This is a genomic window from Pseudoalteromonas sp. SR43-2 (genome assembly GCF_014163885.1).
Lineage (GTDB): Bacteria > Pseudomonadota > Gammaproteobacteria > Enterobacterales > Alteromonadaceae > Pseudoalteromonas > Pseudoalteromonas distincta.
On record NZ_JACJED010000003.1, the window covers coordinates 254,095 to 274,503 of the forward strand.

General features: G+C 39.5%; 15 protein-coding genes. 13 read left to right on the top strand and 2 right to left on the bottom strand.

Annotation, left to right across the window (positions count from 1 at the left end):
- Nucleotides 1-27: 27 nt before the first annotated feature.
- The 5 genes from H5120_RS04100 to H5120_RS04120 all read left to right on the top strand — a co-directional run bounded on the left by H5120_RS04100 (nucleotide 28) and on the right by H5120_RS04120 (nucleotide 8,084).
- Entirely contained in the window at nucleotides 28-666 is a 639-nt protein-coding gene (locus H5120_RS04100; RefSeq protein ID WP_182673681.1) for an ATP-binding cassette domain-containing protein, read from the top strand.
- Between the two features lie 32 nt (nucleotides 667-698).
- Complete coding sequence (locus H5120_RS04105) at nucleotides 699-1,379, top strand: CDP-alcohol phosphatidyltransferase family protein (protein ID WP_182672875.1); 681 nt, start codon at nucleotides 699-701, stop codon at nucleotides 1,377-1,379.
- Entirely contained in the window at nucleotides 1,372-2,163 is a 792-nt protein-coding gene (locus H5120_RS04110) for a sterol desaturase family protein (RefSeq protein ID WP_182673682.1), read from the top strand. The genes H5120_RS04105 and H5120_RS04110 overlap by 8 nt, the downstream gene beginning before the upstream one ends.
- A gap of 261 nt (nucleotides 2,164-2,424) precedes the next feature.
- Entirely contained in the window at nucleotides 2,425-5,085 is a 2,661-nt protein-coding gene (locus tag H5120_RS04115) for a glycoside hydrolase family 16 protein (protein ID WP_182673683.1), read from the top strand.
- 65 nt (nucleotides 5,086-5,150) lie between these two features.
- On the top strand, nucleotides 5,151-8,084 hold the full coding sequence (locus H5120_RS04120; protein WP_182673684.1) for a TonB-dependent receptor: 2,934 nt from the start codon (nucleotides 5,151-5,153) through the stop codon (nucleotides 8,082-8,084).
- Nucleotides 8,085-8,328: 244 nt separating this feature from the next.
- Here H5120_RS04120 and H5120_RS04125 read toward each other — a convergent pair whose 3' ends face one another.
- Complete coding sequence (locus H5120_RS04125) at nucleotides 8,329-9,087, bottom strand: SDR family NAD(P)-dependent oxidoreductase (RefSeq protein WP_182673685.1); 759 nt, start codon at nucleotides 9,085-9,087, stop codon at nucleotides 8,329-8,331.
- A gap of 130 nt (nucleotides 9,088-9,217) precedes the next feature.
- On the opposite strand from H5120_RS04125, the gene H5120_RS04130 reads away from it, so the two are divergent.
- From H5120_RS04130 to H5120_RS04160, 7 genes are all read left to right on the top strand, one after another.
- Nucleotides 9,218-10,120, top strand: coding sequence for a LysR family transcriptional regulator (locus H5120_RS04130; protein ID WP_182673686.1), 903 nt, complete (start codon nucleotides 9,218-9,220; stop codon nucleotides 10,118-10,120).
- Nucleotides 10,121-10,407: 287 nt separating this feature from the next.
- Nucleotides 10,408-10,986 (top strand): hypothetical protein, encoded by a 579-nt coding sequence (locus H5120_RS04135; protein ID WP_182673687.1) that lies wholly within the window; start codon nucleotides 10,408-10,410, stop codon nucleotides 10,984-10,986.
- 28 nt (nucleotides 10,987-11,014) lie between these two features.
- Entirely contained in the window at nucleotides 11,015-11,581 is a 567-nt protein-coding gene (locus tag H5120_RS04140) for a hypothetical protein (protein WP_182673688.1), read from the top strand.
- A 49-nt stretch (nucleotides 11,582-11,630) separates the two neighbouring features.
- Nucleotides 11,631-12,860 (top strand): efflux RND transporter periplasmic adaptor subunit, encoded by a 1,230-nt coding sequence (locus H5120_RS04145; protein WP_024591919.1) that lies wholly within the window; start codon nucleotides 11,631-11,633, stop codon nucleotides 12,858-12,860.
- Between the two features lie 64 nt (nucleotides 12,861-12,924).
- A complete protein-coding gene (locus H5120_RS04150; RefSeq protein ID WP_182673689.1) occupies nucleotides 12,925-13,602 on the top strand; it encodes an ABC transporter ATP-binding protein in 678 nt (225 codons plus the stop codon).
- A complete protein-coding gene (locus H5120_RS04155; protein WP_182673690.1) occupies nucleotides 13,589-15,928 on the top strand; it encodes an ABC transporter permease in 2,340 nt (779 codons plus the stop codon). The genes H5120_RS04150 and H5120_RS04155 overlap by 14 nt, the downstream gene beginning before the upstream one ends.
- Before the next feature lie 322 nt (nucleotides 15,929-16,250).
- Complete coding sequence (locus H5120_RS04160) at nucleotides 16,251-17,282, top strand: LacI family DNA-binding transcriptional regulator (protein WP_182672865.1); 1,032 nt, start codon at nucleotides 16,251-16,253, stop codon at nucleotides 17,280-17,282.
- 95 nt (nucleotides 17,283-17,377) lie between these two features.
- On the opposite strand, the gene gtfA is transcribed toward H5120_RS04160, so the two are convergent.
- On the bottom strand, nucleotides 17,378-18,850 hold the full coding sequence (gene gtfA, locus H5120_RS04165) for a sucrose phosphorylase (RefSeq protein WP_182673691.1): 1,473 nt from the start codon (nucleotides 18,848-18,850) through the stop codon (nucleotides 17,378-17,380).
- A gap of 176 nt (nucleotides 18,851-19,026) precedes the next feature.
- Between gtfA and H5120_RS04170 the strand changes: the two genes are divergently transcribed.
- On the top strand, nucleotides 19,027-20,253 hold the full coding sequence (locus H5120_RS04170; RefSeq protein WP_182673692.1) for a sugar MFS transporter: 1,227 nt from the start codon (nucleotides 19,027-19,029) through the stop codon (nucleotides 20,251-20,253).
- The last annotated feature ends 156 nt before the right edge of the window (nucleotides 20,254-20,409 follow it).

A 20,409-nucleotide genomic window follows, 5' to 3' on the forward strand; every position in this document is an offset into this window, starting at 1 on the left:
TAACACCATCAGGGTTAAGGTTTTTTAATGCAGTCATCGTTACAAATTAAAAATTGTCAGCTTTATCGCCAAAATGAGCTGCTACTTAGCTTAAACGAGCAAGTTAATGGCGGTGACATACTTACCATTATGGGGCCATCAGGCAGTGGTAAATCAAGCTTATTAAATTGGATTACGGGTACTTTACCAAGTAGCTTTAAGGCCAATGGAGAGGTGTGGCTTAATGGTCAAAATATCGATAACACCCCTCCACACTTGCGCCATATTGGAGTGCTCTATCAAGACGCTTTATTGTTTTCGCATTTAACTGTTGCTGGTAACATTGCCTTTGCAATGCCAAAAGGTAATAAAAAACAACGCCTTGAAAAAATAGAACACGCACTTGAGCAAGTAGGTCTTAAAGATATGGGCAATCGTCACCCCGATAACTTATCGGGCGGGCAACAAGCCCGTGTTGCATTATTACGTATGCTGCTGAGCGAACCTAAAGCCATTTTACTTGACGAACCCTTTAGCAAACTCGACACCCAACTGCGTGTTGATACACGCGAACTCGTGTTTAGCCAAATACGCGATCATAAGCTACCTGCAATTATGGTAACTCATGACCATAGCGATGCCGACGCTGCAAGTGGCAAACTCATTACTTTAAATAGCGCACTTTAATCCGTGGCTTTAATACGCATAAGGCAATAAACATGCTAGACAAATTTATCACCCCTGTAATTAAGCCACTTTTAACACCTGTGGTTACGCTTATGCATAAACGCGGCATAACCGCCGATCAGCTCACTGTTGTAGGCTTTTTAGTTGGTTTATTAGCTGTGCCATTACTGGCGTTTGGAATGTGGTACGGCGCATTAGTGGCCATTGCTTTAAATCGAATTTTAGATGGACTTGATGGCGCATTAGCACGCTATGCAAACCAAAGTTCAAGCGCGGGTGGCTTTTTAGATATCACACTCGACTTTTTATTTTACGCGGCTATTCCGCTTGGCTTTATTTTGGCAAACCCTGAGCAAAACGCGATAGCGGGATCGTTATTACTTGCCACTTTTATTGGTACGGGCTCAAGCTTTTTAGCTTTTGCGATTGCCGCAGAAAAATTTAAACTCGAAAAACCGCAATTTAAATACAAAAGCTTTTACTACTTAAACGGTTTAACCGAAGGCACTGAAACAATAGCGCTATTTATTGCATTTTGTATTTGGCCGCAGCACTTTGCAGTTATGGCGAGCATTTTTGCTATTGCATGTGGCATAACTATTTTTACCCGTATACATGGCGGTTATCACACGCTTAAGCAACAAGAAGCCGATGCTAACAAAGCAGCTGAAAACGTGCCTAACAGTGCAAATTCTGAGGTAATAAATGACTAATGAAGTATGGTGGCGACTCGGCTGCTTTTTTAGCATTTTAATTATAATGATGCTGCTTGAATGGCAAAAGCCTGCTCGCCAAGCACCTATTAAAAGCAGTACACGTTGGTTTGCTAATTTTGGATTAGTGTTTGCATCATCAGTTATTGCGCGCTTAGTGGTCCCTATTGGGTTAACCGCTGTTGCACTTTACAATCAAGAGCACGGCATTGGCTTATTTAATCAAATAGCCCTACCAAGCAGTTTAATTATTATATTGAGCATACTTTTACTCGATATATTAATTTATTGGCAGCATAGATTATTTCATCAAGTGCCTATATTATGGCGTTTGCACCGCGTTCACCACGCCGATGCACACGTAGATACAAGTACGGGCTTGCGCTTTCACCCTATCGAAATTGTACTGAGCATACTTATAAAACTCATTGCAGTAACTGCTCTTGGCGTACCTGCCATTGCGGTACTTATATTTGAAATAGCACTTAATGGTTTAGCATTATTTAATCATGCAAATATACGCCTACCTAATGCCATTGAAAAACCACTGCGTTTAATATTAATGACGCAAATATTGCATCGAATTCACCATAGCCAAGTGGTTAGTGAAACTAACTCAAACTATGGTTTTAGTGTAATTTGGTGGGATAAATTATTTGGTAGCTATAAAGATAAAGCTAAAAAAACCGACGCAGATATAAATATTGGCTTAAAAGAATACCCAAGCCAAAAGCAAAACGCCTCGCTTTGGGGTTTATTGATCATGCCATTTAAAAATAAGTAAACTGCGTATATTCTCGAATTAGCCCTATATTTAATAGGCTCTTATTAAAGAGCCTATTATCAATTAAGTAACACTAAAACGCCTCTTACCGTAAACTAATTGTAAATAAAATAAACAAATATGTTGACCATTTGCGTACTCCACAATATTATTTGTAAGCGCTTACAAAACACAATCTAAAATGTAAGCGCTTACAGCATGAAAAACAAAGCTCAAAAAACAATTAATCTGACAATAATCTGTTGAAACCGGGGTTCAGTTATGAACATTGAAACAACGCACATTACACGTTTACTTGCCGCTATCTCTTTAGTTACGTTAGCTGGCTGTGGTGGTGACTCTGCCACTAAATCAAATTTTGAAAATGTAGATGCCTCTGAGCCAGTATCAGATTGGCAAATGGTTTGGAGCGACGAGTTTGAAGGCTCAGCCATTGATACAAACAAATGGAACTATGAATTAAACTGCGATGGCGGTGGTAACAACGAGAAACAGTGTTACACCGACAGTGAGCAAAATGCATTTATTGCAGACGGTGTGTTAAACATTGTTGCCCTACCCGCTGAAGAAGGTGCAGAAAAACCTTACACTTCAGCGCGCTTAAATACGCGTTACAACGCCGACTTTACATATGGTCGCTTTGAAGTGCGCGCCAAACTTCCATCAGGACAAGGTAGCTGGCCAGCATTTTGGATGCTGCCAACTGATGAAGTTTACGGCACTTGGCCTCGTTCTGGCGAAATAGATGTTTTAGAATCAGTAAACCTTAAAACACCAGATGAAGATGGCGGTATAGAGTCTAGTATCCACGGCACACTTCATTACGGACGTGCGTGGCCAGATAACAGCTACACAGGGCAAGAATACAAATTCCCTGAAGATACTAACCCGGCAGATGATTTCCACACGTATGCTGTTGAATGGCAAGAAGGCGAAATTCGCTGGTACGTAGACGGTTACCTTTATGCAACTCAGCGTCAATCAGAAGTTCGTACTAATGCAAGTGGTGAGGCTGTAGGCCTAAAACATCGTGGTTGGTTTGCAGAATACTTTGAACAAGGTTCTGGCGAACTTACAACGCATTGGGATAGCGCACCATTTGATAAAGACTTTCACCTACTATTAAACTTAGCAGTAGGCGGTGACTGGCCTGAAAACGTAAATGATTTAGGTGTAGACGCTAGCGCATTTGAAAACGGCCAAACCTTTGCTATTGATTACGTACGTGTTTATCAATGTGCATCAAACCCTGAAACAGGTAAAGGCTGTGAAACTATTCGCCCAGGTTACAATAGCTTAGACGATGCTTTGCTTGAAGGCGATGCACCAATTCCTAGCCCACCTTCGACAGGCATTGCAACACCACTAACTATTTTTGGTGAATCATTTAATCCAAATTGGCCTGCATGGGATTGTTGTGGTGGTTCTACTCCCGCTATTGTTGCAGATGAAACCCAAGGTGATGTAGTTGAATTTGTAGTAGGTGCAGAACCCACTGTAATGGGCTTTATTAGCCGTGAAATTTTTATTACTGACGAAGCAGGAAAAGCCAGCCCGTTTGATGCATCTCCAATGCTGGATGAAGGTTACGTTCGCTTTAAAATGAAAGTAACAAATGCACCAGGCACAGCTGATGCAGCTTGGCTTGTAAAACTTGAAAGTAATGAAGGTTCTAGCGCAGTAGAAATGCCGATTACAGACAGTGTTGAAGGCGTAAGCCCCGTTGTTGGCCAATGGCAAACTTATACATTTTTACTAAAAGATTTAGATGCTGCAGATTTAGATATCAGTGCAATTGATGTGATCATGGTGTTTCCAACATGGGGCGCAGGTGAAGGCGCTGTTTATTTAATTGACGATGTTGAGATTACTCAAGATAACTTAGGCGTATCACCTGAACTTACTATTTTTACTGATGAGCAAAATCTAGCATGGCCAATGTGGGATTGTTGTGGTGGCTCAACCCCTGTTGAAGCTATGGATGATGAAGAACATGGTCTAACTGCAGAGTTTAGCATTGGTGCAGAGCCTACTGTGATGGGCTTTAATAGCCGCACATCGTCAGGTGGCGCAGGCGAATCGTTTGACGCTAGTAGCATTTTAGATGAAGGCGTTATTCAATTTGATTTAAAAGTAACCTCTACTCCTAGCGATCCAGCTACACCGTGGTTATTTAAAGTTGAGTCGAATGGCGGCGATTCTGCAGTAGAGCTTGAATTAACGGCAAGTGTTGAAGGCGTAGCACCAGTTACTGGCGAGTGGCAAACATATACATTTAAACTTTCTGATCTTGCAGCTGCTGGCTTAGATGTAAGTACTATAGATGTATTAATGATTTTCCCAGCGTGGGGGGCAGGTGAAGGCTCTGTTTACCGTGTAGATAACGTTAAGATTTATAATCCAAATGCAGCGCCAGCTGCAACGGGTGAGCTTACTGTATTTAAAGATGCAGCGGCCGAGCAGTGGAGTATTTGGGATTGTTGTGGTGGCTCTACACCAACAACAGAAACCGATGATGACGCGCATGGCGCAGTAGCGCAATTTAGCATTGGTTCTACTGCTACAGTAATGGGCTTTATTGCTGATGAAGACGTATCGTTTGATGCCTCTGCAATACTTGAAAATGGTGTAGTTCAATTTGATATGAAAGTTGTATCAGCGCCTTCAGATATTGACGCACAATGGCTATTTAAAATTGAATCAATTGGTACATCGAGTGCCGTAGAGCTTGCTTTATCTAGCAGTGTTGAAGGCCAAGTACCTGTAACGGGCGAATGGCAAACATACACCTTCCCTCTTCAGCAATTGTTTGATGCAGGCTTAGACATTAGCGCATTAAACGTAATTATGGTTTTTCCTAGCTGGGACATGGGCGATGGCGCGCTTTACCGTATAGACAACGTGATTATTGCAAATCCATAAAACACACAGCAATAGGCGCTTAGCGCCTATTGCTACACAACAACATTTTATAAAGCAGAGCTATTATGAACACATTCAATTTTAAAAAGAGCCAACTTGCGGCTTCTGTGTCTCTCATCATTGCTGCGAGCACATTAAACACAGCTATTGCGGCAGAAGCAGAAACAAGCGTTTCATCTGATGTAGAAGTTATTGAAGTAAAAGGTATTCGCGGTTCACTTATTCGTTCTATGGATATGAAACGCGACTCTTCTGGTATTGTAGATGCTATTTCATCTGAAGAAATGGGTAAATTCCCAGATACCAACTTAGCAGAATCATTACAACGTATTACCGGCGTATCGGTGAGCCGTGCAAACGGTGAAGGTAGCCAAATTACAGTACGTGGTTTTGGCCCTGAGTTTAACTTAATAACCTTAAATGGCCGCCAAATGCCGGGCACAGGTTATACACGCTCGTATAACCTTGAAAACATCGCCTCTGAGGGAGTAAGTGCCCTTGAAGTGTTTAAAACAGCACGTGCAGACGTGCCAAGCGGTGGCTTAGGTGCAACTGTAAATATTTCTACTGCACGCCCTTTTCAAAAGCCGGGTCAAAACTTTTCAGCTACCGTTAAAGCAAACCACGATTCGTCAAACGAAGCTGGCAATGACGTAACACCAGAGTTTTCTACTGTTTACAGCAATACTTTTGTAGATGACACTTTTGGCTTTGGTTTTTCGTTTTCGCACCAAGAGCGTGACTTTCAAAAACAAAGTGCAAATATTCAAGGCTGGCAGGCAAACGTAGACTTACCTGAATTAGATAGCAGCAACGTCGTTGATAACCGCACAGACCCTGCAGGTAACTACTATTTCCCTAAAGACATGAACTACTCTATTGAAGATGTAGAACGTGAACGTACAAACGGACAAGTTACCTTTCAATACGCACCGGTAGATGGCTTTGTAGCAACACTTGATTACACAGCAAGTAAAGCAGTTACAGGTTCACAGAGTATTGGTTGGGGTATTTGGAACGACTTTGGTAGCAATATAAATGGCTACGAACTAGATGAAAATGGTACAGCTGTTTATGCTGATATTAGCGGTAACGATGCGTCATTCACTGCTAATAAAGGCACTACAGAAGTAAAAGCACGCTCACTTGGTTTAAACCTAGATTGGGAAATTAGTGACACGTGGCACGTAGAGCTTGATTACCACGACTCTAAAAACGAAACTGATAACGGCGCCGACAATGGGCTGGGAAGTGCCGGCCAAGTAATTTTAGGTTCTGATCAGCTAGCTAATAAAATTTATGATTACCGCACGGGCGAAGTACCCAGTGCACAAGTTAATTGGTTAAATGGCACAAGTGAATTAACGCCTGGCGAAATTGATTCAAACTTTAGTCAGTTTACTCACTCACCGGGTGAGTCAAACATTGAACAATTACAGCTACATACAACATGGTATAACGAAAGTTATGACATTGGTTTAGTTAAAGTAAAATTTGGCGCATCACGTACAGAACAAAACACCGGTGGTTACACCGCATGGAGTGGTTTAGTAGGTGGTCCAGGCTTTAACCCATCGTATACAGAAATATTCCCAGATAGCATGTTCACTCGCCACGATACATCGGGCCTTTTAGATCAATTTGAAGGCGGCGGCAGCGACTTACAACCTGGTTACTACTATACCTACGATTTTGACGAAGCTGTTGCGCGCCAAATTGCTTACTTAACAGCTGATGTAACCGGTGGCGATGCATACGCCGCAAATGCATATATGGATGGTATTGACAGCGAAAGCTACGTAGAAGAAATCACTAATAGCTTTTACGTTCAATCAAGCTGGGAATTTGACGTAAGTAACTACTACGTAAAAGTAAATGCAGGCCTACGCTATGAGCAAACAGACGTAACCAGTACTGTACGTCAACGCGTTGAAGATCAAGTTAATTGGATCAGCGCTTCTGAGTGGATCATGCAATACGCTGCTGGCGGCGATGATAACTTCTTAGAGCAACAAGGTGATTACGATGTTTTACTGCCTTCAATCGACGTAAGTGTTGATTTAACTGAAGACGTAGTAGCCCGCGTATCTTGGGGTAAAACAATGTCGCGTGCACCACTAGGTAATTTAGCCGGTGGCCGCAGCTTAACAGGCAGCCCAAAACCAGGTTCTCGCACAGGTAGCCAAGGTAATACAAACTTATTGCCGTTTGAATCAACAAACCTTGATTTATCACTTGAGTATTACTACGCAGAAGGCAGCTACGCATCTGTTGGTTACTTTAAAAAAGACGTTGATAACTTTATTCAAACCACCATTACGCAAACTACTATTGATGGCTTGCACGATATTTTAAACGGCCCTCGTTACTTACAAGCCGTAAGCGATATTGAATCACGTGGTGAGCAAGCAACAACCGACGCTATTTTTGCACAAATGATTGCCAGCGGTTACGGCAATGCAAATGGCGTTATTGAACCAAACAGCGACGATCCGCTAATTACATGGAATATTAGCCAACCACAAAACACCGACAGTAAATCGGTAGATGGTTTTGAAGTAGCTGTTCAGCACTTAATTGGTGAAACCGGTTTTGGTGTTGGTGTTAACGCAACGTTTGTAGATGGCGACGTTGAATTTGATAGCGAAAGCCTTGATCAACAAGCACCGCTTACGGGCTTAAGTGACTCAGCTAACTTCCAAGGCTTTTACGAAAAAGACGGCCTATCAGTTAAAATTACTTACGCATGGCGCGACTCGTATCTAATTGGTGTAGGCCAAGCGCAAGGTTCAGCTGATGCGCCTCCGCAATATGCTAAAGCGTATGGCCAGTGGGATATGAGCGTTAACTACGATGTAAACGAAAACGTAACGGTATTTTTTGATGGCATAAACTTAAATAATGCCACTGAAGAAGGTTACGGACGTTACGAAGAGCAGTTCTTATTTGCTAATCAATACGGTCCTCGTTACTCAATTGGTGCTCGTTACACGTTCTAACTAAATTTCCTTTAGTAAAAAATGCAAAAAACCGCTCACTGAGCGGTTTTTTTATTGTCTCAAGTTATAATTTTTAATAAATGGTACCAATCTGTTTATATATAGGGACTACTTAACGTTAAGAAAATTACGCTAGAACTAGACAAAAATTTTTGTACCTAGTTGTTCTAAATAAAAATTTCAGCGACGTTATAGTGCAATTTAATTCACTAAATTGCTCAAAGATTCATGCCGGTTAGTATGATTATATATACATACCGCCCGATACCTCAAGCCGTTGACCTGTCATCCAACGGTTTTCGTCCGCTAATAAGTTAGCAATCATAGGCCCTATATCGTCTGTTACACCAACCCTGCCCATTGCCGTTTGTGATGTAATAAACGCATTTACTTCATCGTTATCACGAACGACACCATTACCAAAGTCGGTTTCAATTGCACCAGGGGCTACAACATTTACCGTAATATTTTTAGGTGCAAGTTCTTGAGCTAAATACCTTGTCATTACTTCTATTGCACCTTTGGTCATTGCATAAGTAATATGACCGGGTAATGAAAAACGCGTTAAACCACTTGATAAATTAATAATACGACCACCGTTTTTTATAAAGGGCAACAATGTTTGGGTAACAAAAAATACTCCCCTTAAGTTAATATTTATTAACGTATCAAAAGTTGATTCACTTGTGTCTGCAAAACTGCTAGTAAGCCCCACCCCTGCATTATTAATTAAGTAATCAAACTCACTTTGTTGCCAATGAGTCTGCAGGACATTTTGTAGTTGTTGTGCAAAATCCTCAAAGCCGAGCATATCACTTACATCTAATTGCAATGCAATCGCTTTAGAGCCTAGCTCCTGTACTTGCTTTACAACCTCTTTTGCTTCTTTTTCATGACGACGGTAAGTAAAAATGCAATCGATATTTTGCTTTGCAAGGCAAAGCACCGTGCTTTTACCAAGCCCACGATTACCACCGGTGATCACTGCAATTCGTTTGTTCATTGTTATATCCTGTTGAAAATAAAAGCGGGGAGTTAAATAACTTCCAAGCCAGTATATTTTTTCAAGCAACAAAGATAAACAGGCTGAAAAGAGTTACACTGTTCAAAATAAACGAACAATAAACAGTGTTATGAAAGACCTAAACGCAATACGTATTTTTATTAAAGTAGCGCAACTCAGTAGTTTTTCTAAAGCAGCAACAAGCTTAAATCTTCCTAAGTCAAGTGTATCGCAAGCAGTAACCATGCTTGAAAGTACATTAAATACGCGTTTATTACACCGTACTACACGCACTGTAAATATGACTTCAGACGGTGAGCTATTTTATCAACGTGCACTGGGAATTATTAGCGACGCTGACGATTTAAAAAATTTATTTGTAAGTGAAGATAAAGGTTTAACAGGCCGAATACGTGTAGATATGCCACAAGCTGTTAGTCGAGATACCATAATTCCAAACTTAAGTTCGTTTTTAAAAATGCACCCAAATCTTGAAATAGAACTTGGCAGCTCCGATAGACGAGTAGATGTCATTAAAGAAGGGTTTGATTGCGTAGTGAGAGTGGGCGAACTTACCGACTCATCGTTAATTGCACGACGTTTGGGTAGCTTTAAAGTTTTAAATTGCGTAAGCCGTTATTATGTAAAAAATCATGGTTTACCTAAAACTCTTAACGATTTAAAAAGTCATTACATTGTTCGCTACAGTCAAACACTTGGTATCCCTGATCCGGGTTTCGAATATTTAGATAGCAATAATCAATTGCAATCAATAACGATGAAAAGCCAGCTTACTGTTAACTCCTCAGAGGCATATTTAAGCGCAGTACTGAGTGGTTTCGGGCTTATTCAATCACCTATTCACGGTATAAGTAAATACCTTGAATCTGGCGAACTTGTCCAAGTTTTGCCTCAATACGCGATGCCCGACCTACCAATCAATATTTTGTACCCGAATAGGCACCACTTACCTAAACGAGTAAGTGCATTTATGCTTTGGCTTGAAAAACAATTGAGTGTCTTTACAAAGTAATATTAATTGAGATCCCATTAATCGGGCTTAAGCCGCAAAAATTTTAACCTCATCAAATAGAACGCGTTTAGTTAAAACAAAAAATAATTTCCTACAACCTGAAAAAACATTATGTTTACAAAATAAAAACAGTTCGATAATATAAAAAGTACCCAATTCAGGGTTTACATTTTATATGGAGATTAAATAATAACTAAAACCATCAAAAAAGTAATTATTGGTGTATTCGTAAGCAGTGTGAGTATTGGTGTGTATGCAGTCGTTACTGTTTTTAAACGGAAATTAAAATGATAAAACACCTTCTAAAACTTGCCTTTACTGCACTGCTTTTTTCCCATACAACCAGTGTTGCCGAGGTTAACGACGCTGAAGAAATGATCCGCTTTACAGATAAAGCCAATAAAATAGAGCAATGGCGACGTGGTACAACTAAGCGCTTTGATACCTTTGAACAGTTTTTTTTAAATGCCGGAGGCAGTGCTTACACAGGAGCTGGATACTTATTTGATATCAAAAACAATCATTGGCTCAGCTATGAAGAAGCCATTAAAGTTGCCCCTGATTTAAAAGACCTAATAGTTAACCAAGAGTATACAATTAATATCACCACCGAAGAATTACTCGCTTTTACAAATATACAAGTACCTACAAACACCCTCTATGTATATTTATATTTTGATAGACCTGTTGACGCCAAAAAAAAGACGTATATGTTTGCTGAACAATATTCTGTCGACCCTGCAGTTGAAAAACTATTAATAAAAAACTATGAGCGACGTAAACGCTTTGCACTGACCATGCAAAAACACGCGACTATCCCGTGGTATTTAATTGAGATCCCATTAATCGGGTTTAAGCCGCAATAGAGTTTTGATATTTTAAATGGAGATTAAAATGATAAAACACCTTCTAAAACTTGCCTTTGCTGGGTTGCTTTTTACCCATACAAGCAGCTTTGCCGATATACAGATCACTGAAGAAATGAAAAGCTTTACTGACCAAGCCAATAAATTAGAACAATGGCAACGCGGTACTACCAAGCGCTTTGACACCTTCGAACAGTTTTTTTTAAATGCTGGCGGTTACGCAACTTACCAAACCGGCTACCTTTTTGATATTCGCAACACGCATTGGCTCAGTTATGAAGAAGCAATTAAAGTCGCCCCTGATTTAAAAAGTGTCTTAAACAATGAGCAACTCAACGTTAATATCACCCGTGAAGAGTTTCTCGCTTTTACAAATATACAAGTACCTGCAAACGCCCACTATTTGTATTTATACTTTGATACACCAACTGACCCAAAAGACGGCACTTATCTGTATTCAGAAGGTGGAGCTTTTACCAAATTATTAATCGAAGCCAATAAAAGACGAAAAAGTGCTGCACTTACTCTGAAAAAGCATGCAACTATCCCGTGGTATTTAATTGAGATCCCATTAATAGGATTCAACCCGCAATAGTGTTTAATTTTTTAGCGCCATGCGTGCTTAGTAGCTAAAAGGGCAATAAATGTTAACTATTCCAAAGCAAGATTCTAACTTAATAAAATCGCGAACTGTTTTACTGTTTGCTTTGGGTGTATTGTTATTAGTGGCAACAATTTGGCTTGTGCTGACGGTATTATTTAGTGATAAAGCTTACGAAATCAAATATTCAGCGGTAGAAAAAGGTGCAGTACAGCAGCAAGTTGCCGTGTTTGGTCGGTTAAAACCCCGCGTGTCAAGTAGTTTAGTGGCACAAATTGATGGCCATGTAAGCCAATTAAATGTGCTGCCGGGTAGTCATTTAGCCAGCAATACCGTTGTACTTACGTTATCTAACCCGCAGTTATTACGCCAATACGATATAGCAAAATTAAACTGGCAAAAAGCACAAGCAATGCATGTATCAGCACTAGCTAAATTACAGCGCGAAGCAACGCAACTGGCTAACGACGTTGCTATGGCGCAAAGCGAACTAAAATTTGCAGAGCAAGAAATTGCCACTTTAGATGTATTACATAAACAACAGCTACTAAGTGAGCTTGATTTTTTAAAAGCTAAAACGCGGCTTGAACAAATTCGCTTAAAATTAGATTTAACAAAACGCAGTGAAAAAGCTTTTTTAACGGCGCGTGAGTATGAGGAAAAAGCATTAGACCTAACCCTTGAATCTGAAAAACAACAGCTCGCCCTCACATACAGTGATGTACAAAATCTTGAAATAAAAACCTCACAAGGTGGTATTTTAACAGAGTTGCTTGATGAAATTGATGTTGGGCAAGCCGTGAGTAAAGGAACGGTACTGGCTAAACTATCAGATAAAAATAGCCTTTATGCCGAATTACTCGCCCCCGCAAGCGCAGCTGATACTATAAAAATAGGCATGCCTGTGAAGGTTGAAATTAAAGGTACTTTATATAACGCAAAAGTTGTGCGGGTGTTTCCAAGTATTGAGGCGAATCAAATAAAACTAGAAGCTGCATTTATACAGCAAGTACCTACATCTGCAATCAGTAACTTATCTATTGCTGCCAACGTATTAGTAGCAGACAAAGCAAACGCATTACGTATCGCCAAACCCATTTATTTAAACCCTCGCCAACTAACACAAAATGTATATATATACGAAGAGGGAGAAATTTTTGCTAAAGAAGTAACAATAGGCTTACAGGGTGAGCAATATATTGAAATTTTAGCTGGGTTAAATGAAGGGGATTTAGTATTAAGCACACTTCCAAATGATTTAACTGAATTATAAAAGCGATGTAAAAATAAAAATAGGTATAACAATAAAAACAACAACCCCAGCTAAGGAGCGCACAGTGGAGCAGTTAATTACGTTAGAGCAAGTATCAAAGTCATTTTCAGCCAATGCCAAGCCTGTATTGGAAGACATTAATTTAACAATTAATGATGGTGAATCAATCGCCATTTTGGGCCCTTCTGGTAGTGGTAAGTCAACTCTATTATCTATTATTGGTTTACTCGATGAACCAACGGCTGGTGACTATTTACTGCGTAGTGAAAACATTACAGCGTTGACCCGTAAACAAAAGAGTTTGGTGCGCAATGCCCACATAGGCTGGATATTTCAAAACTTTAATTTAATAGCCAGTATGACAGTGCTGGAGAATGTAGTGCAGCCTATGCGCTTTAATAAAGCCATAAAATCTAGTGAGTACATTGACCGTGCAAAAGAGGCGCTTAATGATGTGGGGTTACTAGACAAACACGCCACCACGCCAGATACGCTTTCGGGTGGCCAACAGCAACGTGTTGCCATTGCAAGGGCTCTGGTAAATAAACCTGCGCTGATATTAGCGGATGAACCGACGGGAAACCTTGATCAAGCTACGGGTGATGAAGTAATTGCGTTATTACAGACGCTATGTGATAAAGGCAGCACACTCATAGTCGTTACACACGATGTAAGCGTTGCACAACGCTGCAAGCGCCGGATCAGAATTTTAGATGGGCGGATAGATTATGATGGTAAGTAATCTAGGCTTTGAGCTGTTGACACAATGGCGACGTTGGCGTGGGCAATATTTAAAACTGGCTATATTATTATTAGGCTTTGCTTTAACCGCCGCCCTTTTAAGTATCGCGTTGCGCTTAGGCAGTATGCTTTTTTATGAAAACCCAAGCTGGACCAATACAAATAAGCCTTTGTATACATTAGGTAGATTAAGTGAAGATAACCGTTTAAGTGCAGTTAGTAAACAAGCGCTTGATCAGCTAAAAACACTACCAATGGTTGAAGATGTGTCATGGCTCGTGTTTAAAGAGTTCAACTTTTCGGTTGATAACGCAAAGTTAAGCAATGTCAGAAGTGCTATTTTTTCACCTAATATGGCCGACAATTTAGCGATTGACGTGCTAAAAAATAACAAAGTGTCTGGTGCGTGGATCACTGAAAAGTTTTGGCGAGAAACACTCAAAAGTGATGCCAATATTAAAGGAAAAATACTTTCCTATAAACGCCTTGAGCGAGGTATACAAATTCTTGGTGTTTTAAATAAAAAATATAATCAAGTGGGAGTTAATCATGTCGATGTATGGCTACCAGAAGATATTTTGCGCTATTCCACTCCTTTTACCAATGACTCAATGGTAGACCGATTTTTACAAGCTGCACCTTTATATTATGGCGTGTTCTCTGCAAAAATGTCTTTTGATCCTGAGCAAACAAAAAAACAATTGGAGAGTATAGATTTAAGTGTTAAAGGTATGTCTTTTGGTAAATCACCATTGCCGCTAGTTATTTTTTCGGGCATAAATTTTGACCCTAAATCATATCAGCATATGGTACTACTATGGCAGTTATTATTAGGTTTAATTGTTACACTGTTTTTTATTTTAACATTTAGTTTGTTTTCAATTTCCAGCAGTAAAGCAATTGTGTTTGCCGATGAGTATAAAACCTTACAGTTGTTAGGCGCACAATCGAACGACTTTATTCGACCTGCGCTCCTTTTTTCATGTCTGAAAATCGTGGTAATAAGTTTGCTTAGTGTATTAAGTCTATACTTACTTAGTCAGTTAATAACTAGCAGTACCAGCTACCAATTATTATTTACTGATAAATACTTGTCTGTAGATAGTGTAAGTTTTATCAGTGCAATCGCAATGATAACTGTGAGCGTAATTTTATGTTCACTCATACCCCTTGTAAATTTGCTCAAAGGATCATTGTTTACTCGTATGGCAAATACGCGAGTGTCGTTGTTTCAAAAGGCGTTAGCCGGAGGAATTTTAGTCATTCAATTAAGCGTTGCTCTAACAGCCACCTATGCGCTGAGTAATGTTGCTCTCTCTCAGTGGCAAAAATATAAACACAGCAATATTAACTTATCTGTTGCTCAGGTAAGTGTAGACTCTGGACACTTTGCGATTTCTTGGCGCCAAGCCTTAAATAAGATACAGCAAGTAGACCCGCAAGCAGTAATTTTGTCATCCCCTTTTGAAAAATTACAACAGTATACGCTTGCTGGGCAAGGTGCAAAGGAAGCTATGGATATCAAAACAAGCTATGTGAGTAGCCATTTTTTTGATTTACTTGATGTGGATGTTCAAGGGAAACAATTAGCTAATTGGCAAAATGGTGTGATCATCAACCACGCCCTTGCTAAGCATTTAAGTAGTACGCAAGAGCTGAGTTCACTCATTGGCACGACGATTAGTTACGGTTTAGAAAACCAGCAACTCACAATTATTGGGATCGGTGAGGATATTCCTCATTGGGGTCGCAGGCAAAGCATTATGCCCACTTTATATTTACCCTTGAATATATATGATGAGGAAGTGTTAAAAAATTTTTCAATTCTATCAAGCAACATTGACGCACTTAGTAACAACAGTGACTTTAATCGTTGGTTAAGCGAACAAGCCTCAAATATTAATATCCATAAAGCAGCAACATTAGCAGATATTTTGGCCAAATTTGATCAACAATCAACTGATTTACTTTGGTTTGGATTAATAATTACACTGATCATTCTTGCAGGGATCTTTAGTGGCTTATGGTATCAAGTACTCGCGCAACTTAGGCTAGATAAACAATCTATTTGTGTATTGTTAGCTATAGGGGCTACTGACGGTTTTATCGTTTTTAATCGCTGCAAACAAATACTCTTTGCTTTTATATTGGCGCTCATTACGTGTTTTATTTTTTATAAATTGATTGGATCAACTTTACTTGGCTTTGACTTACTTGCATTATTCATCGCACTTTTAACCACACTAATATTGTGTGTAACTGCAACTTTGTCGCCTTTAGTTAAATTACTTAAAACCCCTATTCAGCAAGCTTTAAGAGACTTGTAGGTGATATTAGGCTGTGTGTGGATATACATAGCCTAATTTAGCAATCACTTATTTAGCCTATATAAGGCCCTAATAAAAGAAGCGTAAACACAAATTATAGATGAAGTTAGCGCCTCAATTAAAAATCGTCAATCAGCCAAGTGTCACAAAAATTAATAATGTTATTTAAGTCATATAGCACTGTATTAGCATAGCTTTAAAGCAGTTAGGCTTTTTAGTTTAAGTGTAATCACCAACAATTAAGACTATTTTGCAAATTTGCCCTTTGCTAACGCCCTGAATATGTTAGTTTATTAACATGAGTATTGAGTAAAGAATTGGTATGAGTAAGCAAACCCGCTGGACCCTAAAAAGTATTGCTAAAGAGTTAGGTGTTTCTAACGCGACAGTATCTAATGCGTTTAACCGCCCTGATCAGCTATCGGCTAAACGCCGAGACGATATTCTTGCAGCGTGTAAAACTTTGGGCTATTACGGGCCTAATAAGGCCGCGCAATCATTGCGTAACGGCACATTTAATATTGTGGCTTTAGTGTTGCCCGATAGTGTGGAATACATGGTGTCGGACCCTGTGGCTAGTAGCTTTATGCGCGGTGTTACCTCGGTGCTTGAAAAAAATGGTATTAATATTTTATTGTTTTCAGGTAATAGCGATAACCTTAATAACGTGGTCGACTTTGTAGATGGCTTTATTTGTTATGGCCGCCCTCGTAATAACGCGTTAGTTGAGCAGTTAAAAACAGTGTCTAAACATGTAGTGACTATTGATTTTGATATTGCTCGCAATGCCTCTGTAAATATTAATAACGAGCAAGCAAGTTACGAAATTGCTAAACACGTACTACATAATCAAAGCGATAAAGTGGCTATATTAGGGCTTAGGTTACTTGATGAAAACGTATTATGCCGCGTGTATGAGCATCACGAATTTGAAACCGGACAATCTATTTCGCATCAACGTTTACGTGGTTATCAACGCGCTTTAAGCGAGGCAAATATTACGGTGGCTGACGATCGCATTTGGAACATTCCTGAAAGTAGCGAGCGTTTTGCAATTATTGCTGCCAAAGAGGTTTTAAGTGCCTCCCCTCGTCCTAACGTTATTATTTGTATGAGTGATTTAATTGCCCTTGCCACAATGCGAGAAGCAATAAAACAAGGCATAAAAATAGGTGAAGAACTGCGTATTGTGGGCTTTGATGGTATTGATGAAGCAGCCCGGTTTGTACCTCGCCTCACCACTATTCATCAAAACAGCCAAGAAAAAGGCGTTATAGCCGCTGAATTATTTATTTCTAAAGAAGAAAAAACTAAGGAAGTCAGTTACGAATTAGAGATTGGTGCGAGTAGTTAGCTTACAAACCTTGTAATAGTTTTATGTGTTAAAAAGCCAAGCTTAAGTAGCTTGGCTTTTGCTTTACATGACGTTTGTAAATTACTCTTTTAACATTAAGCTAAAAATGAATTTAAGTTAATCGTTGTTTCTTCATCACCGTTTACTTGCGTAATAAGTGCATGGCGTAATTTAAAATCAACAGTAAGTGAAATAGTTTGCTCATCTAGTTGCCACGATAAACAACACATACTGCCTTCACCTTGGGCGCTAAATTCACCTGCAAATGCAGGGTGTGAATTGCGAATTTTAATTAATTCAATTAAACCTTTTACTACAGGCTTATTTAAGGCCTTGTCGATTATATTTGCATCTAAATATGGGCGGTTAATATCACGGCCTACATTTGTATTTGTCAGTAATTCCATGTCGTTTTCGCAAGCAAATAAGCCGCCGTAATATACTTGTGGTACACCTGGTGCAAAAAATTGAATTGCACGCGACAGTAAGTAATCAAAGTCTTTAGCGCCTAATGCGTTGTAGTACGTACAGTTAACTTGATATAAGTCGACATTACTCGCCGCAGCGCCCGTAGCTTGGCGGCTTTGGTTGTTGCTGTTAGCGTGCATAGTTTCTACTAGGTTATCAATCTGCTGTGCATTTAATAGCCCTGGTTTGTCGCCCATTGGACCTGCGTCAATAATGCCAATACCGTCGTGTGTATCAAGTACGGTTAAGCAATTACGTGGCGAAATTTGTAACCATTTGAGTAGTGCATCTACATCGTTGTTAAATAAGCTGTGTAAAATAAGCGGTGGTAACGCAAAGTCGTAAACCATATTTACGCGTTTTGCCACTTCTACCTGAGTTTGATAATGGCTATGAATTTCTGCAATGGTTTCCATGCCTAAATCGTTTGCTTGCTTAGATAAGTTATCTAGGTAGCCAAACGTTTCATCAAGCATAAAGCAGTTAGTGCCAGCTTGCTTAATGGCGTAACCCGCCGCATCTAAACGAATAATATTTACATTGTTAGCCGAAAATTTAGTAAGTACGTTATTTAAATACGCAACACCGGCTTCTACTTTTACGTTTATATCAATTTGGTTATCGGTAAAAGTGGTCCAAAAATCATACGTTTGGCCGTCGCCGCACTGCATTGGCGTAAAGCAACTACCTGGGCGTGGGCGGTAAATTGCTTTTTGCTCAGCTTCGCTCATACCATTTGGAAATACATCATCTTTGGTTAAAAACAAATCCCAAAATTCTGATTGCTTACCTTTCGCTAATACATCTTGAAACTGAAAAGACTGTGCCGATACATGGTTAACAATTAGATCAGCCATTAAGTCGAGATCTTTACCTAATACTTGTATGTCTTCCCAAGTGCCTATTCTAGAATCAACTTCACTATGATCAATAGGGTCAAAGCCAGCATCGCTGCCATCAATAGGATTGTAAAATGGCAATAAGTGCACACCACCAAATACGCCTTTTAAAGGGCCGTTTAAAAGTGTGGTTAGCGCGCCTATATTTTGGCCAGTGATTCGATCAGCATATGTGATCAATTGAACTTTATTCTTCATCATTGTGTGATTACCATGTTGAAACTTAATCGATTAAGATATATCTTTAACTAGCGAGTAAGAATTTACAAGTAATTTTTAATAATTTTACATACAAATTTCGTGTCTCACGTAATACTACAGTAAGCAACTGACTGACTTACGAAGTATTAATAGAGAATTTAACGAGGAATAAACACATGATAAAATCACACACACACGTAAGCAGCGACCCACTGCAACAAATACGCTGGCTTACATACATGATGTTTTTTATGTTTGCCATGACCTCTGACGCAGTCGGCATGATAATCCCCGAACTTATAAAAGATTTCGGTTTGAGCATGACTCAAGCTAGTGCATTTCATTACGCTCCTATGGCACTCATTGCCTTTAGTGGATTATTTTTAGGCTTTTTAGCTGACAGCCTTGGCCGTAAAAAAACCATTATGCTAGGTCTATTAATATTTTCTGCGAGTTGTTTTTTATTTGCATTTAGCACCAGCTTTACCTTCTTTTTAGTATTGCTTTGCTGCATAGGCCTGGCCATTGGTTTATTTAAAACCGGCGCACTGGCATTGCTTGGCGATATTTCACATAGTAACGACGACCATACTAAAACCATGAACAAGGTTGAGGGCTTTTTTGGCATTGGCGCTATTGTAGGCCCTGCCCTAGTTGGTGTTTTATTAGTGCAAAACGTTAGTTGGACATACCTGTATATTACTGCGGGCGTAATGTGTTTAATCCTTGCTTTATTAGCATGGCGCGCAGACTACCCTGACGTAGTTAAAACAACAGAAAAGCCAGCCTCTTTGGCCACCACCATGAAAATGGTAAAAAACCCTTATGCACTTGGTTTTTCTTTAGCTATTGCACTTTATGTAGCGACTGAAGTGGCTATTTATGTATGGATGCCAACGCTATTAAAGGACTACACAGGCTCTTGGCCACTCCTTGCCACTTATGCACTTACTATATTTTTTATACTACGTGCTGCAGGTCGTTTTATTGCCGTATGGTTACTAAATCGTTATAGCTGGCAAGGTGTTATGGCTTATTTAAGCTTAGGTATTGCGCTTTGTTATGTGGGTACACTTATTGGTGGCGTTGACTGGGCTGTAGGGTTACTACCTCTTTCAGGTTTATTTATGTCTATGGTTTACCCAACTTTAAACTCTAAAGGTATATCGTGTTTTCCTGCTGAGCGCCATGGAGCCGTAGCCGGCGTTATATTATTTTTTACCGCATTATCGGCTGCTTTAGCTCCTTTATTTATGGGTATGATCAGCGATTACTTTGGCCATGTGCGCTATGGCTTTTACTTAGCAACAGGGTTTGCCGTGATTTTATTTGTAGCTATGTTGTTCAATTATTTACGCGACCCATCAATGAGTGCTTTACAAGAAAATAACCCAACAGCTTAAAAACTTGTATCTCAATACAATAAAAAATACTTTTAAAATCAATATATGAATAATAAAAGAGCAAATTAAACACAAAATAATTTGCTTATTGTAAAATATTTGTTATTTTTACTTAATCGATTAAGTGAAAATAACAAATCCTACTGGGTTCAACAC

What these genes read in the sequence shown, in the direction of transcription:
- H5120_RS04155 (WP_182673690.1), top strand. Translation starts at nt 13,589, where the DNA reads ATGATGGTAAGTAATCTAGGCTTTGAGCTGTTGACACAATGGCGACGT.
- H5120_RS04160 (WP_182672865.1), top strand. Translation starts at nt 16,251, where the DNA reads ATGAGTAAGCAAACCCGCTGGACCCTAAAAAGTATTGCTAAAGAGTTA.
- H5120_RS04120 (WP_182673684.1), top strand. Translation starts at nt 5,151, where the DNA reads ATGAACACATTCAATTTTAAAAAGAGCCAACTTGCGGCTTCTGTGTCT.
- H5120_RS04170 (WP_182673692.1), top strand. Translation starts at nt 19,027, where the DNA reads ATGATAAAATCACACACACACGTAAGCAGCGACCCACTGCAACAAATA.
- H5120_RS04105 (WP_182672875.1), top strand. Translation starts at nt 699, where the DNA reads ATGCTAGACAAATTTATCACCCCTGTAATTAAGCCACTTTTAACACCT.
- H5120_RS04110 (WP_182673682.1), top strand. Translation starts at nt 1,372, where the DNA reads ATGACTAATGAAGTATGGTGGCGACTCGGCTGCTTTTTTAGCATTTTA.
- H5120_RS04145 (WP_024591919.1), top strand. Translation starts at nt 11,631, where the DNA reads ATGTTAACTATTCCAAAGCAAGATTCTAACTTAATAAAATCGCGAACT.
- H5120_RS04100 (WP_182673681.1), top strand. Translation starts at nt 28, where the DNA reads ATGCAGTCATCGTTACAAATTAAAAATTGTCAGCTTTATCGCCAAAAT.
- H5120_RS04125 (WP_182673685.1), bottom strand. Translation starts at nt 9,087, where the DNA reads ATGAACAAACGAATTGCAGTGATCACCGGTGGTAATCGTGGGCTTGGT.
- H5120_RS04140 (WP_182673688.1), top strand. Translation starts at nt 11,015, where the DNA reads ATGATAAAACACCTTCTAAAACTTGCCTTTGCTGGGTTGCTTTTTACC.
- H5120_RS04130 (WP_182673686.1), top strand. Translation starts at nt 9,218, where the DNA reads ATGAAAGACCTAAACGCAATACGTATTTTTATTAAAGTAGCGCAACTC.
- H5120_RS04135 (WP_182673687.1), top strand. Translation starts at nt 10,408, where the DNA reads ATGATAAAACACCTTCTAAAACTTGCCTTTACTGCACTGCTTTTTTCC.
- gtfA (WP_182673691.1), bottom strand. Translation starts at nt 18,850, where the DNA reads ATGATGAAGAATAAAGTTCAATTGATCACATATGCTGATCGAATCACT.
- H5120_RS04115 (WP_182673683.1), top strand. Translation starts at nt 2,425, where the DNA reads ATGAACATTGAAACAACGCACATTACACGTTTACTTGCCGCTATCTCT.